This is a genomic window from Exiguobacterium sp. s78, from assembly GCF_018618985.1.
In the GTDB taxonomy this organism is placed as follows: domain Bacteria; phylum Bacillota; class Bacilli; order Exiguobacteriales; family Exiguobacteriaceae; genus Exiguobacterium_A; species Exiguobacterium_A abrahamii.
In genome coordinates this window covers 116,427-133,593 of the sequence record NZ_JACSNB010000004.1, presented here as the reverse complement: position 1 = coordinate 133,593, position 17,167 = coordinate 116,427, and the positions used below count along the sequence as shown (strand labels likewise).

General features: G+C 47.1%; 16 protein-coding genes. 3 read left to right on the top strand and 13 right to left on the bottom strand.

What is annotated here, in order from left to right; translation table 11 throughout:
* Nucleotides 1-15: 15 nt before the first annotated feature.
* The 7 genes from argF to argC are packed head-to-tail and all read right to left on the bottom strand — an operon-like array spanning nt 16 to nt 9,179.
* Nucleotides 16-945, bottom strand: a complete 930-nt coding sequence (gene argF, locus KNQ18_RS15110; RefSeq protein ID WP_215085319.1) for an ornithine carbamoyltransferase — start codon at nt 943-945, stop codon at nt 16-18.
* A complete protein-coding gene (carB, locus tag KNQ18_RS15105; protein ID WP_215085317.1) occupies nt 942-3,974 on the bottom strand; it encodes a carbamoyl-phosphate synthase (glutamine-hydrolyzing) large subunit in 3,033 nt (1,010 codons plus the stop codon). The genes argF and carB overlap by 4 nt, the downstream gene beginning before the upstream one ends.
* Nucleotides 3,964-5,022 carry a carbamoyl phosphate synthase small subunit gene (locus KNQ18_RS15100; protein WP_215085315.1) on the bottom strand — a complete coding sequence of 353 codons (1,059 nt, stop codon included), beginning with the start codon at nt 5,020-5,022 and terminating at the stop codon, nt 3,964-3,966. Before KNQ18_RS15100 ends, carB begins: the two co-directional genes overlap by 11 nt.
* Nucleotides 5,019-6,164, bottom strand: coding sequence for an acetylornithine transaminase (locus KNQ18_RS15095; RefSeq protein WP_215085313.1), 1,146 nt, complete (start codon nt 6,162-6,164; stop codon nt 5,019-5,021). Before KNQ18_RS15095 ends, KNQ18_RS15100 begins: the two co-directional genes overlap by 4 nt.
* Nucleotides 6,130-6,903, bottom strand: coding sequence for an acetylglutamate kinase (gene argB, locus KNQ18_RS15090; RefSeq protein ID WP_075642958.1), 774 nt, complete (start codon nt 6,901-6,903; stop codon nt 6,130-6,132). The genes KNQ18_RS15095 and argB overlap by 35 nt, the downstream gene beginning before the upstream one ends.
* Entirely contained in the window at nt 6,900-8,117 is a 1,218-nt protein-coding gene (argJ, locus tag KNQ18_RS15085) for a bifunctional glutamate N-acetyltransferase/amino-acid acetyltransferase ArgJ (protein ID WP_215085311.1), read from the bottom strand. Before argJ ends, argB begins: the two co-directional genes overlap by 4 nt.
* Nucleotides 8,118-8,147: 30 nt before the next feature.
* Nucleotides 8,148-9,179: an N-acetyl-gamma-glutamyl-phosphate reductase gene (gene argC, locus KNQ18_RS15080; protein ID WP_215085309.1), complete on the bottom strand. Its 1,032-nt coding sequence runs from the start codon at nt 9,177-9,179 to the stop codon at nt 8,148-8,150.
* A 507-nt stretch (nt 9,180-9,686) separates the two neighbouring features.
* Between argC and nhaC the strand changes: the two genes are divergently transcribed.
* Together nhaC and KNQ18_RS15070 are read left to right on the top strand one after the other, a co-directional pair.
* Nucleotides 9,687-11,063: a Na+/H+ antiporter NhaC gene (nhaC, locus tag KNQ18_RS15075; protein WP_050678258.1), complete on the top strand. Its 1,377-nt coding sequence runs from the start codon at nt 9,687-9,689 to the stop codon at nt 11,061-11,063.
* Between the two features lie 259 nt (nt 11,064-11,322).
* Complete coding sequence (locus KNQ18_RS15070; RefSeq protein WP_023467214.1) at nt 11,323-11,532, top strand: DUF3006 domain-containing protein; 210 nt, start codon at nt 11,323-11,325, stop codon at nt 11,530-11,532.
* A gap of 91 nt (nt 11,533-11,623) precedes the next feature.
* Here KNQ18_RS15070 and KNQ18_RS15065 read toward each other — a convergent pair whose 3' ends face one another.
* The 5 genes from KNQ18_RS15065 to nfsA form a co-directional block, all read right to left on the bottom strand.
* Nucleotides 11,624-12,076, bottom strand: a complete 453-nt coding sequence (locus tag KNQ18_RS15065) for a hypothetical protein (protein WP_050678259.1) — start codon at nt 12,074-12,076, stop codon at nt 11,624-11,626.
* Nucleotides 12,077-12,078: 2 nt separating this feature from the next.
* A complete protein-coding gene (locus tag KNQ18_RS15060; protein ID WP_050678260.1) occupies nt 12,079-12,624 on the bottom strand; it encodes a TlpA family protein disulfide reductase in 546 nt (181 codons plus the stop codon).
* Nucleotides 12,625-12,772: 148 nt separating this feature from the next.
* On the bottom strand, nt 12,773-13,483 hold the full coding sequence (locus KNQ18_RS15055) for an NAD(P)H-binding protein (RefSeq protein ID WP_023467211.1): 711 nt from the start codon (nt 13,481-13,483) through the stop codon (nt 12,773-12,775).
* A gap of 156 nt (nt 13,484-13,639) precedes the next feature.
* Nucleotides 13,640-14,881: an LCP family protein gene (locus KNQ18_RS15050; protein WP_251133441.1), complete on the bottom strand. Its 1,242-nt coding sequence runs from the start codon at nt 14,879-14,881 to the stop codon at nt 13,640-13,642.
* A 15-nt stretch (nt 14,882-14,896) separates the two neighbouring features.
* A complete protein-coding gene (nfsA, locus tag KNQ18_RS15045) occupies nt 14,897-15,643 on the bottom strand; it encodes an oxygen-insensitive NADPH nitroreductase (RefSeq protein WP_050678262.1) in 747 nt (248 codons plus the stop codon).
* A gap of 144 nt (nt 15,644-15,787) precedes the next feature.
* On the opposite strand from nfsA, the gene KNQ18_RS15040 reads away from it, so the two are divergent.
* Nucleotides 15,788-16,699, top strand: a complete 912-nt coding sequence (locus KNQ18_RS15040) for a hypothetical protein (protein ID WP_050678263.1) — start codon at nt 15,788-15,790, stop codon at nt 16,697-16,699.
* 104 nt (nt 16,700-16,803) lie between these two features.
* Here the strand turns inward: KNQ18_RS15040 and KNQ18_RS15035 are convergent, their stop codons facing one another.
* Nucleotides 16,804-17,067, bottom strand: a complete 264-nt coding sequence (locus KNQ18_RS15035) for a hypothetical protein (protein ID WP_050678264.1) — start codon at nt 17,065-17,067, stop codon at nt 16,804-16,806.
* Nucleotides 17,068-17,167 lie beyond the last annotated feature (100 nt).

Here is a 17,167-nt window from a genome sequence, read left to right as displayed (position 1 = left end):
CCGAGTCTTTTATTGTTATCCAAGTAATGTGACGAGCAACGCTTTTTGTGCGTGGAGGCGATTCTCAGCTTGATCGAAGATGACCGATTGTTTGCCATCGATGACGTCCTCCGTGACTTCCTCCCCGCGATGCGCCGGAAGGCAATGCAAGAAAATAGCTTCATCATTTGCTTGATTCATAATATTGGCATTAACCTGATACCCTTCAAATGCTTGCAGACGCATCGTCGCTTCTTCTTCTTGTCCCATACTCGCGAAGACATCCGTATACACGACGTCTGCACCACTCGCTGCTTCCTCAGGATCCGTCATGACGATGATGTTTCCACCCGTTTCCTTCGCAATGACTTGTGCCTCATGAACGATTTGTGAATCAGGAGCATACGCCTCCGGCGCACAGATGCGAACTTCCATTCCACTGAGCGCTCCACCAATCATCAGCGAATGCGTCATGTTATTTCCGTCCCCGATATATGTCAAAATTTTTCCGGATCGTGTTCCAAATGTCTCTTCGATTGTCAGCAAGTCAGCAAGGACTTGGCACGGATGGTGTAGATCCGTCAATCCATTGATGATTGGAATCGTACCATGTGCCGCAAGTGTGTCGACGATCTCATGACCGAACGTCCGAATCATCAGGGCATCGACGTAACGGCTCATGACTTGAATCGTATCCGAGAGCGGCTCCCCCCGCCCGATTTGCATGTCTGCTCCACTTAGCACGATCGGATGTCCACCGAGTTCGACGACACCCACCTCAAACGATAGACGTGTTCGCGTCGATGCCTTTTCAAACAATAAGGCCACTTTTTTATGGCTTAATGCGTTTTGGTAGACACTCGGCTGATGCTTGATGTCTTTCGCGAGTGCCAACAGCTCCGTCAGTGCTTCCGGCGTCAGTTCCGCCATCGTCAAGAAATGTTGTAGTTGTTGCATCGTCTTCATTTTACTTCCTCCTTGATCGGCTCTGTCCATGTATGAAGTGGCTTCACAGCATAAGGGGACTTTTCTGTCGCTTGTAGATGATAATGTGCTAGTTCAGGTTCTGTCAGAACTTGTACCCCGGCAGCAAGCGCTGCTTCGCGACTCGCTTTTTCTTCTGTCGCGTGCGAATAGAAAATCGCACATTGTGCCCAGTCAATCGTTTCATCTAATGCTACACCCGTTCCGAAAGCCTCTGTATCTGCTCCAGCAACGATGATGTCTCTCGTCGTCAAATGTCGTTTTGTCGTCTCATCGAAAATGAAACGTTCCAGCGCCAGTCCGTCTGTCGTCCATTGCAGCGTTTCACCTGTCGAACGCATGACGGGACCTGTTTTCGGATCAACACCTTGTAGTTTCAACGTTGAAAAAACAGGGGTCTTGACGGCATGGAAATCAAGTTTCGTCTGTTCCGTTGGTAGTGCGACCGCTTGACCGACCGCTGCTTGGACTGCCCACTGCAAGATCGGTTGACCTGTTACTTTGGCGACGATCGGTAACGTGCGGGAGGCACGTGGATTGATTTCTAGCACGTAGACTTGATCGTCATGCAAGACGAATTGGATATTATACGCTCCTTTATAATCCATTCGTTGCCCGATCATCTGTGCAATTCGCTCGATTTCGCTCTGAACGGTATCGCTGAGCGATACAGGTGGCAGAATCATCGTCGAATCTCCGGAGTGAACTCCTGCCCGTTCCAATTGCTCCATCAAAATCGGAACGTACGTCGTTGTTCCGTCTGTAATGCAGTCGACTTCAATTTCCTTTCCTTGGAGGTAGGCATCCACGAGGACAGGGAATGCTAATTCGGAAACGATCGTCTCTAATTGCTCTTGATCGTGGATGATATGCATTCCCTTACCTCCGATGACATAGGAAGGACGAATCATGACCGGGTAACCGATCGTTGTTGCGACTTCTATCATTTGTTCGTGCGTCGCCACTTCTTGTCCCGGAATACGATCGATACCAATGTCATCTAAAAATTGATAGAACCGCTCACGGTCTTCCATTTGATCGATGACATCTGCCGTCGTTCCGAGAAGATGATAACCGGCGTTCTCCAAACCAGACGCAAGCGCAATCCCTGTTTGTCCTCCGAACTGGACTAAAACGTCTTCGCAATCCTCTGCTTCTAGCACATGCATGACGTCTTCAAGTGTCAACGGCTCGACATACAGGCGATCTGCGACTTCGAAGTCGGTCGAGACGGTCTCCGGGTTATTGTTGATCATGATTGTTTCGTAACCGGATGCTTGTAATGCACGTACCGCGTGAACGGAACAATAATCAAATTCGATTCCTTGACCGATCCGAATGGGTCCCGCACCGATGACAGCAACTTTCTTTTTCGTCGATGCTGTGACTTCCGTTTGACCACTCCAGTTTCCGTAGAAATAAGGCGTCGCACTCTTGAACTCACCTGCACATGTATCGATCATATGATAGACAGGGAGGATGCCTTTTTCTTTACGTAAGTGCTCGATCTCTACAGCACTGACACCCGTCAGAAGCGCAATCTGTTCATCCGTAAAGCCCATCATTTTGGTTTGCTTTAGAGAACTTTCATTCGATACATCGATTTTTTGTTGCTGATCGACAAGACGTTGAAGTACTTTGACGAATAAAGCTTGTACTTTCGTCTGTTCAACGAGTTCTTCGACGGTCGTCTCCTTGCGATCGAGTAGTGCGAGCATCGCAAGCAAGCGACGGTCCGTCGGAGCCTTTATTTCTTTCCACAATACGTCAGCCTCCGCTGTTTTCATCCATGTCGGATAAAGAGGTGATTGCTCAACTCCCGCACCGCGCCACGCCTTTTGTAACGCTTCTTCTAGCGTCTTCCCCATCGCCATGCTCTCACCCGTCGCCTTCATTTGTGTTCCAAGCGTCCGGTTACTGCCGGTAAATAGATCAAATGGGAAACAAGGCACTTTTGCCGTGATATAATCCATCGTCGGTTCAAAACTCGCCATCGTCTCTTTCGTGACAGGATTGATGCAATCGTCGAGTCGCTCACCGAGCGCAAGACGTGTCGCTAATTTTGCGATCGGATATCCCGTCGCCTTGGAAGCAAGTGCCGAAGAACGACTGACACGCGGATTGACTTCAATGACGAAATAACGTTCTTCCGTCGGATGGATCGCGAATTGTATGTTGCATCCACCGATGACACCGAGATGCGATACGATTTTACGCGCTTCCGTCCGCAATTGTTGATTCATTCGATCCGAAATCGACTGAATCGGTGCAAAGACGACCGAGTCTCCGGTATGGACACCGACAGGATCAATGTTTTCCATGTTGCAGACGATGATCGTCGTATCTGCGCTGTCACGCATGACTTCGTATTCGACTTCTTTATAGCCAGCGATACTCACTTCAACCAAACACTGTGAAATCGGACTCGCTTGTAAGCCGTTCTGCGCTAACAGACGTGCCTCGTCCTTCGTCGCCGCGATTCCGCCGCCCGTTCCCCCGAGTGTAAAGGCTGGTCGGATGACGAGTGGCACCCCGTGTACTGCCATGAATTCCTCAAGCTCCGCTAACGACTCGATCGTTTGACTTTCCGGAAGCGGTTGCGCGAGTTCGATCATCTTTTGCTTGAATCGTTCGCGATCTTCCCCATCTCGAATCGTCTCAAGCGAAGTCCCTAGAAGTTCGACTCCGTATTGTTCAAGTACACCTGCTTCTTCGAGTGACATCGCAAGATTGAGTGCCGTTTGTCCACCGACCGTCGCTAAGAGATGGGATGGTCGATCTTGTTCGATGATGGCCGTTGCTTTTTCAAGGGTCATCGCCTCAATGTAGACATGATCTGCCGTGCTCGGATCCGTCATGATAGTAGCCGGATTCGAATTCATTAAGATGACCTCGCATCCCGCTTCTCGAAGCGCCTGACAGGCTTGTGTGCCGGAATAATCAAATTCTGCTGCTTGCCCGATGACGATCGGACCCGAACCGATGACGAGTACTTTCTGTTTATCCCACATATGCTACCTCCTGATGTAATACGCTATTTACGAATTGATCGAAGACGACCATCGCCTCTGTTGGTCCTGGGCTCGCTTCTGGGTGAAACTGGACTGTCATGATTGGCAGAGCCGGATGAATCAATCCTTCAACGGACCCATCATTGATGTGTTCGTACGCAAGTTCCATCTCAGACGCTTCGATGCTTTTAACATCAACGGCATAGCCATGATTCTGAGATGTCATGAACACTTGCCCGGATGCTAGATGACGTACGGGATGGTTCGCTCCTCGGTGTCCATGATGTTGTTTTAATAAGGTACAACCAAACGCATGAGCGAGAACCTGATGTCCCATACAAATACCAAGTGTCGGATAGCTCGTCGCCAGTTCATGGATTCCTGAAAGAAATGGATCCAGTTGTGTCGGATCACCAGGTCCATTGGAAAACAGTAGACCATCTGGTGCCAGCGCTTGAACCTGTTCCGGTGTCGTATCATATGGCACGACCGTTACACGCATATGGCGTTCAAGCAAAGCATCAATCATCGATTGTTTCACGCCGTAATCGATACAGACGATGTGCCCCTGTTCGACTTCCGGTACGTATTCAACGTTTGAAGTCGTCGATACGGAGGCGATGTATGCTGTGTCGATTGACGCAGTGACGCTCATATCCACTTGCACCATGTCACCGAATTGGTCGCCCTCCGTTCGTAATAGATGCACAAGAGAACGCGTATCGACTCCCGACAAAATCGGCACATTCGCTTCGCTCAACCAGCTCGCGAGTGATGTTCCTTCCCCGTCCTCTGCTAATGTTTGAACGATGACACCAGCGACTTGAATCTGGCTGCTTTCTGACGCCTCCGCTTGAATACCGTATTGACCGATCAACGGGTATGTGAAGACAAGAATTTGCCCTTGATAAGATGGATCCGTCAAGACTTCCTGATATCCTGTCATTCCTGTAAAAAAGACGACTTCGCCTTTGACTGGAGCTGTTCCTTGCCACGAACCGGTAAACGTCGTTCCGTTCGCAAGCGTTAGTTTTCCGGATTGTTTCATACGATGACCTCCTGTTGACAAACGAGTTGTATTTTTTCGATGGCGTGCATGAGTTCCTGTTCCGTCACGAACAACGATGGCAATAAGCGAATGACATGAGGACCAGCCGAGACGACGAGAAGACCATTCTCACGTAAGGCGTCAATCAACGGTGCAACAGGCATCGTACACTCGATACCAATCATCAAGCCACGTCCACGAATAGAACTCACGATCGACTTGGGTAATTTTTTTTCTAATTGCTGACGTAAATATTCGCCTTTTCTTTGAACGTCTGCCATGACAGTGTCACTTAACAAGAGGTCAAGTGTTGCATCCGCAGCTGTCATCGCGAGTGGATTTCCACCAAAGGTCGAACCATGAGATCCAGGCGTGAATACTTCCGCTGCCTCTTCCGTCGCGAGTAACGCACCGACCGCGAGTCCACTTCCAAGCCCTTTCGCAAGGGTGATGATATCCGGTACGAGTGGCGTCTGCTCAAATGCAAAACGAGAGCCCGTCCGACCGATGCCGGTCTGCACTTCATCGACGATGATTTTGACATCGTATTGCTGCGCCTTCTTCATCAACGCTTCAAGCCACGCATCGTCGGCGACGACGACCCCGCCCTCTCCTTGAATGATTTCGAGCCATACGGCAGCAGTTTGCTCCGTAATCGCTGATAGACTCTCCATCTCGTTAAACGGCAGATGTTTGAAGCCATTCACCATCTCCCCGTATCCCGCTTTGATTTTCTCCTGTCCTGTTGCGCCCATCATCGCAAACGTTCGCCCGTGGAAGGACTGTTTAAACGTGACGACTTCCGTTTTCCCTGTCCATTTTCGAACGAGTTTATACGCCGCCTCGTTTGCTTCCGCACCACTGTTACAAAAGAAAGCATGACTGAGATGACTGTCTTCCGTCAGTCGCTCGGCGACCCGCTCTTGTGTCGCGATTTGAAACAGATTCGACGTATGCCAAATTTGATTCAACTGTTCCTCTAGCCGTTGCTGAATATAAGGATGACGGTGCCCTGTGTTGCATACAGCGATTCCCATGATGAAATCAAGATACGTCTTTCCTGTCGCATCTTCTACGATCGACCCTTGTCCTTTGACCAATTCCACATCAGTACGTTGATAAGTGGGTAGTAGTGCACTCATGTAATTCCTCCTTGATTCGTGTCCCTGCAGCTAACGCATTTTTCCCAGACCGAATGACGACCTCTGGAATACCATGCTGAGTGGCCTGCATCATCGCTTCGACCTTCGGAATCATTCCTCCGTAGATTTCTCCCGACGCTATCGCAGCTTCGATGGCTGCAGACGTGATTTCTAATTGATAGTCACCGTTTACTTTTACACCCTCGACATCCGTCAACAATTCAAATCGGTCGACAGACCAAGCCTTCGCGACAGCAATCGCACACGCATCCCCGTTACTGTTCAATACACCTTGCTCCCCTGTGACAAGGGATGTGACGACAGGCACATAGCCATTCGTACTCAACACCGTGAATAATCGTGGATGAATGTGCGTGATCTGACCGACTGCCCCGAGTCCTTTGATCGTTTTACCATGAACGCTTGCTCCGTCTAACCCGCTCATCCCGACGGCAGGAATCCCTGCTTGATTCAACTGCTGGACAATACCGGATTGGACTTCCCCTGCTAAGATCCGTCGTGCCCCGAGTAAGACACCATCCGTCGTTACACGGACACCGTTTCGAAACACGGGTTTGATTCCCTCTTGTTCACAGTAACTCGATAGAAGAGGACCGCCCCCATGGACGATCAATAATTCGTTACCGGTTTCAACCCACGCTTTCCATTCCTCGAAATACCGAGCATCCAGTTGCTCCCACACACTACCACCTAGTTTGATGACTTTTCGTTTCGTCATGTCCGGTAACTCGCATTGATTTTGACGTAATCGTACGTCAGGTCACAGCCGTAAGCGTGTCCTTGTCCTACTCCATCATGCAAATCAATGTGAATCTGTACCTCCTGCTGTGCTAGATCCTGCGATGCAATCGTTTCATCGAATAAAGCAGGCATGCTATGTTGCAACACCCACTGCGAACCAATTTTGATGTCAACGTTTGATACATCAAGCGGCTCCTTGATACTTCCGACAGCAGCGATGATTCTTCCCCAGTTCGCATCTTCCCCAAAGATGGCTGTTTTGACGAGAGACGATCCGACGACTTGTTTGGCGACCATCCGTGCTACTTCATCGGTTTGTGTTCCCTCTACCGTCACTTCGATCAACTTCGTCGCACCTTCTCCGTCCCGCGCAATCTGTTTCGCTAAATCTTGACAAACCGTTTCGATGGCCTGTTCGAATGCCACTGCTTCTTCTGTCCCTTCAAGAATCGTTGCTCCTCCCGCAGCTCCACTTGCTAGAATCATGACCATGTCATTCGTCGAACTATCGCCGTCTACCGTAATGCAGTTGAACGTCCGATGAATCGTCCGGCGCAACAGTGTCTGTAAGACATCCGGTTCAATCGTTGCATCGGTCGTCAAGAAACCAAGCATCGTTGCCATGTTCGGATGAATCATCCCTGATCCTTTCGCCACGCCACATACTGAAATTTGGACATCCCCTTGCATGTATTGTTGACCAGCTGATTTCGTACCGGTATCGGTCGTCAGGATCGCATGGGCAAAATCACTCGCGGCATCCTTGTCATTTGTAGGCATCAGCTGTGGAATACCTGCCAGTAACGTATCAATGGCTAACGGTTGACCGATGATTCCTGTTGAAGCAATCGCGACTTGTTCTGGAGTGATCCCGAAGTGGGTCGCTAACGCTTGTTGTGATGTATACGCATGTGATAGACCAAGTTCTCCCGTGCAGGCATTCGCATTTCCGCTGTTGACGAGGACGGCATGAATGCGTCCTTGTGACGCCTGTAACGCTTGCTTCGTCACAGTGATCGGCGCTGCTTGCACCTGATTCGTCGTATAGACAGCTGCAGCACTTGCTCCTTCCTCACACCAAATCAAACCAAGATCCTTCCGCTTTCGCTTTAGCCCCACGTGTATACCTGAAGCTTGAAATCCCTTCGGTGTCGTGATCGTCAATGGGGTCTCTACTTGTACTTGCCACACAGGCGTTCCTCCTCTTTCATCTCAAAATATTTAAATATAAATCGGTTGTTGGGTCAGACCAGACATTTCATCAAATCCTGCTAGAATGTTGGCATTTTGAACGGCTTGTCCGGCAGCTCCTTTTTGCATGTTATCGATGACTGAAACGATGGTCACTCGCCCTGTCCGATCATCCTTATAGACGGTCAAATCACAGTGATTACTCCCGACGACGGACTTGATTTCCGGATCAGCCTGTTGGATTCGGACGAATGGTTCCGTTGCATACTGATCAGTCAACCAGGATCGCCACTCCGTTTCCGATAAATCGATCAACGGCTGGACCGTCATAATCGCCATGATGCCTCGATTGATCGGTAGTAGTTGAGTCGAGAACGTAATCGGATCCGATGATCCAGTCCATTCGAAAAGCGCCTGCTCAATTTCCGGGATGTGCTGATGCTGATTCACTTTATACAAGCGAACGTTTTCGCTTGAATGGACATGATGCGTTTTTGCCGTTAACGTTTTGCCGGCCCCCGTCAGACCAGAAGAAGCTTGAATGGTGATTTGAGATGGATCGATTTTTTTCTCTTTTAAGAATGGTGTCAGTCCAAGCAAAACTGCTGTCGCGTAACAGCCCGGATTCGCAATCCATTTGCTCGATGTAACAGCTTGACGATTCCATTCTGGTAATCCATAAGTTGCTCTTTGTTGTAACTGGGCATCAATTGGTTCCTTGTCATACCACGTTGCATATGCTTCAGCTGGAAGTCTCAAATCGCCACTCAAATCAATGACGTAACCGGACCAGTTTTGAAGTTGTTCTAAGTAATGCTTCGAAATCCCACTTGGTGTCGCTAAGAACACCATGTCCGTCTCGGTTTCCATCAAATGCTCCACCGAAAAGGAAGATAACGAGGAATATGTTTTTTTATTCATGAATGGGAATACGTCATGCATGGATTCCCCTGCCATCGAGTCACTCATCAAACAGACGATCTCAAATGAAGGATGTGACTCTAGTAGGCGAATCAGTTCAATTCCGGTGTATCCTGTTGCTCCGATGATGGTACATTTCATATGTGTACGCTCCCCTTCAAAGAATGTTATACCGATTTAAACATATGTATATTTATACTGTCAATTGAATTTTTATTAGTTTTTATACAAAAAAAGAAGCGTTGAAGCGATTGTCTTCTATAAGACAGTCCCTTCAACGCTTCTTTTACACGCACCTACTTAACGCTTTTCCGCACGTTGCGCTACGAGATGATCAATCCCAAATACGCCTGCACCCATGATCGCGACGACTACTACAAAAATCAATGTAAACATATGTATCCTCCTCATCGTTCACAAAAATGTCATTTGATACTTCTTATTGTGCAAGATTTGAGCTAAAAAAGAAAGCGTTTACGACAAAAAATCGTCACATTTTCGTTTTTTTATATTTTTCATAGAAACTCTTATGGTTGACGTCCTCCAGAATATTCGTTAGTATTACGTTTGTTCAATGCTTTTGTGCATAAAAGCGTGTTAGCAACAGAGAGCCAACATACTTTCATATTCATATAAGGAGGTGGAAGCATGCGCATGTCATTCCGTGAATCCGCAGCTATCCTAGGAATCAGTATCATCATCTTATTGTCCGCGTTATTCGGTGCTAAAGCCGAACCGCATCTTGCCATCTTGTCCAGTCTTATTTTCGTCTCAGGATATGCCGTTTACCGGGGGTTTAAGTTCGAGGATGTCGAACACCATATGATTCAAGGTATTCGGGAAGCCATCAAACCGATCCTGATCATGTTGCTCGTCGGTATGACGATTGCGGTCTGGATGATGAGTGGCGCAGTGCCGACCCTTCTCCATTTTGGTTTATCTACACTTTCAGCGACTTGGTTCGCACCAAGCGCTCTTCTGATTGCGATGGTCGTCTCGACCTTTACAGGTAGTTCGTTTACAACGATCGGTACGGTTGGTGTTGCCTTGATGGGAATTGCAATCGCACTAGGCGTTAATCCAGCACTTGCAGCAGGCGCTATCATCAGTGGAGCCTGTTTCGGAGATAAGATGTCACCTTTATCAGATACGACGAATTTCGCACCAGGAATCGTCAACGTATCCGTATTCGATCATATTCGTTTCATGATGGGGACGACGATTCCCGCTATCACGATCACATTCATCTTATTCTTCATCTTCGGACGTAGTAGTGGAAATGTCGATTCGTCAGCTGTTCAAACGACACAACAAGAGTTAGCTCGTTTGTTCGACTTGTCACCTTGGACATTGCTTTCACCATTGCTCGTCATGGTGTTAGCATTACGTAAGATGCCGGTCGTCCCAACACTTGTTGCTGGCGTTTTAAGTGGATTGTTGTTAACAGGTCTTGTACAAGGAAACTGGAACATCTCGAACTGGATGGCAGTCATTCAGAACGGATTAAAACTAGAATCTTCTAGTGAGACGGTTACATCCATCATTAGTAAAGGTGGATTGCAATCGATGATGTGGTCCGTTTCACTCGTCATGCTCGCGCTCGCTTTCGGTGGCGTCTTGCGTGGTATCGGTGTCATCGATGTCGTCATTGAACGAACGGTTTCCCGATTGAAGCGCGATGGCAGCATCATTTCATCGGTTGCCTTATCATCGATCGGTGTTAACTTCATGGCTGGAGAGCAATACTTGTCCATCTTGCTTCCGGGTCAAGCATTCAAGAAAATCTTTGAAGAGCGTCAGATTGATCCGCGTTTCCTTTCTCGTTCACTCGAAGATGGAGGAACACTCGTCAACCCACTCATTCCGTGGGGAGTTTCTGGAGCATTCTTTGCTTCTACTCTTGGTGTCCCGGTAACTGAATACATCCCGTTCGCATTCTTTTTACTCCTTTCACCATTGTTTACGTTTTTACTCGCATTTCTTCGTCCAACGAAAATCGAAACAAAACAATCTCTCGCTTCTTAAGTCTATTTCATATTAAAGATCCGATATGTCCTATCGGGTCTTTTTTTCTTACCAGAATCTCCTTTATTTCCTGTTAAATACGTCAGATTTAAGACGAAAACGGCTTGGAATCACGTTTTTTTAAAGAATCATGTGTAAAGATGAAATGAACTGGGAATATACCAAACATAAGATTAAAAATTACAAAGAATGATAGAGAGAGAGTACGTTCCTGATCGACCAAGGGATGACTTCGATGTAATTTGTGGGAGGAGTTAATATGATCAAACGTGGTACGCTGGAGCGACTTGACGGCAAATATGCTGTCCTGCTATGGGAAAATGGTTCAAGTTTCATTCCACGACGTTATTTACCACCTGAAGCAAGGTTAGGCGATACGATTATTTTTGACGGTACAACCTATACGTTAGATGTCAGTAATTCATCACCCTCTTCCTTTCAAACATTTTCGTTTCGGCAAATGGGTTGATGATCGATAAAAAGCCATTCAGTACCATGAATTGACTATAGAGAAGGAGTTTCTCTCATCAGTCTTTCATGAAATGAATGGCTTTTTCGCTTTATCTACGCACATATAGGGAGTGACCATGACACGATGGGCAGGAAAAGTGATCGATATCGGATATTTCGATTCGCTCTAGTATCGTCTGATCATGTGGGCATTCGTAAAGTGGTTGAACGACATCTAGTTGTAAAAATAGGGCACACCAAAACCGATTCGAAAATCGGTGACAAGTCGGACAGTGGTATAAATCCAATTGATACGGTACCCAACCATCCGCTAATTCCTCCTGATAAAGCTGATAGTGCTGAATTAATCGAAATCGATTCCAGTCGTCTACATACGTCCGCTGTAAAATCGGTTCATGCATCGACGGAACGAACCAAAGCGGGAGACCTGTCATGAACGCTTCGACCCCTTGCGTCAAGACAGCAGGAAATGTCGGCCAACCATCTAGTTGACCGAGTTGGAATGTTTGTCGAAAGGAGCAGTTGTGGCATAGGAGTTCCATTGTCATCCTCCTGTTCGTTTCACCATCTCTTTTAACATCTGTTCCGTTACAGGACCGATGTGCTTTGAAAGAATCTTTCCTTTCCGGTCTAATACATAAGTCGCTGGCATTGCTACGAGGCGATAAGCATCTTCTGACGTTCCCTTTCGATCATATAACACAGGATATTCAACAGGTGTCTGCTTCAGAAAATCGGCAACATCCGAAACACGTCGTTCTGATGTCGTGACATTGATCCCGTAAACGGGTACATCTGTATGTCGTGCAAAGGCATTTAGTTCTGGAATCTCTTGTTTACAAGGTGGACACCACGTTGCCCAAAAATTAATGACAAAGACATCATGATTGATTTCGTCTAGATCGATGGTTTTTCCTTCTTGATGTAAGGATAGATTCGGGGCTTTCATCCCTACTTCGAGACCACCTTGTGATACTTGTTTTTGTTGTTGCTCCACTTTTTTTTGTTTCGCATCATATGTTTGATAACTTTGATAGGCAATACCGATAATAGCAATCGCTAGGATCAGATAGATCAACGGTTTTTTCACATCTAACCCCCTCCTTCTTTGTTCAGTGTAGCAGACTTCCTCTTTTCGACTATCTACTTTTATCAACAAAAAAGCGAACTCTTCCGTCTTATATGCGGAAATGAGTTCGCTTCATTTTAGAGAATTCACGTTTTAACGAGACACACGGTTAGTTAAAACGTGGTAATTGTTTTTTGACTTGACGGTTATCTTTAACGCTACCGACAGCTTCCGCTCCCCCTAAGGCCTCATTCAAGGAAGTCTTCCCCTCCTTGACTTCTAGACGTCGATTGAATACCGATCGATTATCGACAGAAGCAACGAGAATCGATGCGACATCCGTTTCCGAAATCGTCGCGTCCTTCGTGTCCTTCAAATCTTCATCGGCTTCAATCAAGCCACGTCCTTCACCTGTTGTGATGGCAACCGGACAAATGATCGTATACGTCAAACCACTATGTTCAATCTGCTCCTCTGCTGCATTCTTAGCAGCATAGAACGGATAGACATCTTTCTTGAATTGCTCAGGTCGATCTGCACCATAAGCGCTCAGTAGCACGAAATGACGTACTCGCGCTTTTTTAGCTGCATCAATTGTTTTCAAAGCGACTGTTCGATCCAGCAGTTCTATTTCAGTTGCTTCACCGTCTACTCCTGCGGTCGCCGCACAAATGACTGCATCCTGCCCTGCGACTCCGTGCTCAATGACTTTTTCGAGTTCTGTTTCGATATCGACGTAATGCGCCTTGACACCGAGTTTTTCGAATCGTTCCACCAGATGTTCATGACGAACGATGACCGTGACCTGATGACCCTTGGCAAGCGATTTGACGACGCGCGCTCCAATCGTACCGGATGCACCTACGACTAGTACTTTCATATGGGGGGTCCCTCCTCGATAAGTTAGTCACCTTCGTGGAATGTCATGATGTCATGTCCAAAAATCATCGATTTCAGAGATAACCTAAAACAATCCACCAAAGGAGCAACGTACATCAATTTATACCCGCAATGACCGGAAGGAAACCCCTCCCCTTTAGTTCTTCAATGTGCCATAAAACGTCGTATCGAGCTGATCACGTAGTTCTTGCAGTGCCTTCTCATTCGGTAAGTCATAGAAAATCCCGTTCAGTCGTTGGCTGACGGCTTCGATTTCATAATGTTTTCGTTCTGACATCAAGACAATCGATAACCCTGCCGTCGCCATCTCGCGGACACTTAAATCAAGGTTCATCTCTTCTTTCATATACGTGTGCGCTGCTGGAATTTTCGACCATCCAGTCGGCTTCATCAAGTGTGTCGCGACGGCTTGAATGACTTCCGACTGACGATTCGCGCGCGCTCCGTCATTATCCGTTTTTCGATGTCTTGAATAGGCAAGTGCCATCGCACCATCCATATGGTATTCTTTCCCTTTTTGGAATGAATACTGATTTGCTTTCCCACTCGCATCCTGCTCGGAGAACGTTCCTGTCGAGACAAGGTCGATGCCGCCGATTTGATCCACTAATCCGATGAAACTATCGAAGGAGATGACGATCTTTCCATCGATCTCTTCATCGAGTAGACCCGAAACAGCATCTTGCGTACATTCTTCTCCACCGAAGGCAAAGGCATGTGTGATTTTATCCTTCTTTCCATTCTCACAGGAAATCGGTGTATACGTGTCTCGAGGAATCGACGTCAGTTGAATCGTTCGAGAAAGTGGAATGAATTGCATGACCGACAGGGAGTCTGAACGTGATCCACGCAACGACTCTCCAGGTCGTGCATCACTACCGATCAATAAGAACGTGAATGGTTGTGAGGCAAAAAGAACGAATGCGATGAGCAACAATAAAAATAGCCCAAGAAGCTTTCGTTTAAAACGACGTTTTTTCTTGATTTTTTTAGGATGAGCTTCTCTTGAAGAGACGTCAGGATTCTGCTGTACCGATTGCTCTGATCGACCCGCCTTCCTCGAGCGTCTCGAGCGTTCCCGATTAGCAAACAATCGTGATCCGGCACCCCCGATCATCTGTGCGACCTGTTTAAGCATGCCGCTCCCGGAACGACGCGATGTACTTTTTCGATCTCGCGGTTGCTCTTCGACATATCGATGGTACGTAGCTGGTTCTTGCTGCTTCTCAAAGGATTCTTGAGAAAATGATTCGTCCGGCGCGTACGCTTTCGAAAAAGCTTCTTCTTGCCTAGCCTGCTCTTCTTCTTGTCTAGCTTGCTCTTCTAACTGCATACGTCGTCGCTCCAAGCGAGAGCGGTGTGGTTGATGTTCTGCCATTCAGATACCTCCGTATCAATCTTTTGCGATCTGTTTCTCTTTCAAGAACTCGCGGAGATACGTCCGTTTCGGTTCGTGCATCGAGGCAGCCATCTGTTTGACCCACCCTTCTGTCCGTTGACCAGCGGTCCGTTCTCCGTAGTACGATGACGTTGACTCTTCGTATCCTGTCAGTAACTCACGCATCGTATCGTCATCAGTATACGTATTCCGGTGGAAGACCGCATCCATCGGAAGGCGGGGTTTTTTACCCGGTTGTTGATCCGGAAGACCGACCGCGACTCCGAATAACGGTACGACGTGATCTGGAAGTCGTAAGAGTTCGCTGACACGACGGGCATCATTTCGTAGTGAACCGATGTAGACCGTTCCGTAGCCGAGCGACTCAGCAGCTACGACTAAATTTTGAGCAGCGAGTCCCGCATCGACAGCCCCTACGACAAGCGCTTCCGTCGTCTCGATCGTCCGGCTCACGTCGCCTCCTGCTAGTTCTGCCGCTAACGTATGTTTGTGGTAATCCATACAAAAGACGAAGAAGTAACTGTTTTCTGCCACATATTGTTGACCACTTGCAACGTCGACTAATTGTCGTTTCAATCCTTCGTCTTCGACACCGATGATCGCATAGGCTTGCTGATAAGAGGATGTCGAGGCAGCCTGTGCGGCTTTTATGAGTGTTTCAATCGTCTCTTCGTCTAATTGATGTTGTTTGAATTTCCGGATTGACCGGTGGTTGAGTAAATGTTGAATGGTTTCATTCATGTGTAATCGTCCCCTTCTGTAATGAGTCTTCTTATTTAAGATAGTCGTCTCTGACTAAAAAGCGCAAATGAAGAGGTTCGGTTTATGAAAAAAGCGGGAATTAAATAGTGTTGTACTGTGCTTTTCTTGCGAAGGAGGGCGATCATGAGAATACGGAAACTGCGACTCTTACTAGAACAATATGGCGATACGACCCTTCGCGATATCATCGTCGAAATCTATCGTCAACTCCCGAGACAAGTCATCGAAGAGAAAGAGTTTGACGCCATGTTGACACAGTTCATGAAGTATAAGGATTTGCAAAAAGAACAGGAACAACCGACCGTCGAACAGACGATTGCTCAGACGGAACGGTTTATTCAATTAGCATACGATCTCCAGTACCTTGAGCCGAATCCGATCGTACCGCTTCGCGAACAAAAGAATTGGTATATCACCGCCAAACGCCTGCTTAAGCATTTACGCCACTATGCTCATCGTAAAAACGGAACCCGTATTGCCTTTGAGGAATTTTTCTTTCTTCTTTCGTCGGCTGCCGGGGAAGAACCTTTATTTTTAAGTAATGATCCGTTTCGATTATTGAAAGTCTCGCAGGTCGATTTTTTTCAAGAATTAGTCGGCTATTATAAAAATGATAGTCATGGCGTCGAATGGATGGAACGCGCCCTCTATACAGCGTTGAAGGTTCCGATGGACGTTGATACTGAGCGCAGTGATCTTTTGCTTGCCGTACTTGCCCATTGCGAGAAACCAGAACATCAAGAAGCATATATCCATTGCTTGAACGCGCATGCAAAAAAACTACAGTCGCATGTTCGGATTGATGCAGACGCTTTATCCACCTATCAAGAAATCCGTTTCGCAGAGCTACATGCTCTCATTTCCCTACGCGCGTTAGATCGAGCGGAGACGATGCTTTTCACAGAATATATCCCATATTTTTCGCATCGCTCGACTCCGTTTCGCTATTACCTCGATCTCCTCGAACGTGCTGGACTCGAACAAGAACACGAACGAATGGCACGCGTTGGTCGAAAAAAACGAATTCATTTCTAAGAGTAGATTCTTCTTGATCCCACGTAGTAGACAACAAAAAGCAAGTGACGATGGATTCGTCACTTGCTTTTTGTTAGTTTCTAATGGCTCAGAGCAGATTCATCTTAATCGGAGGCATTGACGATTCCAAGTCCAACTGTTGCGAGTAATGCAATACAAGCGAATAGGAATGCCATGTCGTTCGGTGAATCGAATCCTTCATAAATCGGTTCCTTCCGATCAACGATGATATGATCCTCCGCACCGTAATTGCCATATGTCGTTGAACTGCTTACACCCGGTTCATCGTAATCACGTGCTTCGGCTACCAATGTATCCGCGCTGAGTAAAAAGCCCGATAAACCGATGACGATCCAGAGATACTTCATGATAATTTTGCCTCGATTCTTTCTTATCTTCAGGAATCCATCTACTTTTTGTTTGAAACAGAAGATATAAATACCTTTTATTTCCTGTAATATAAAAGCA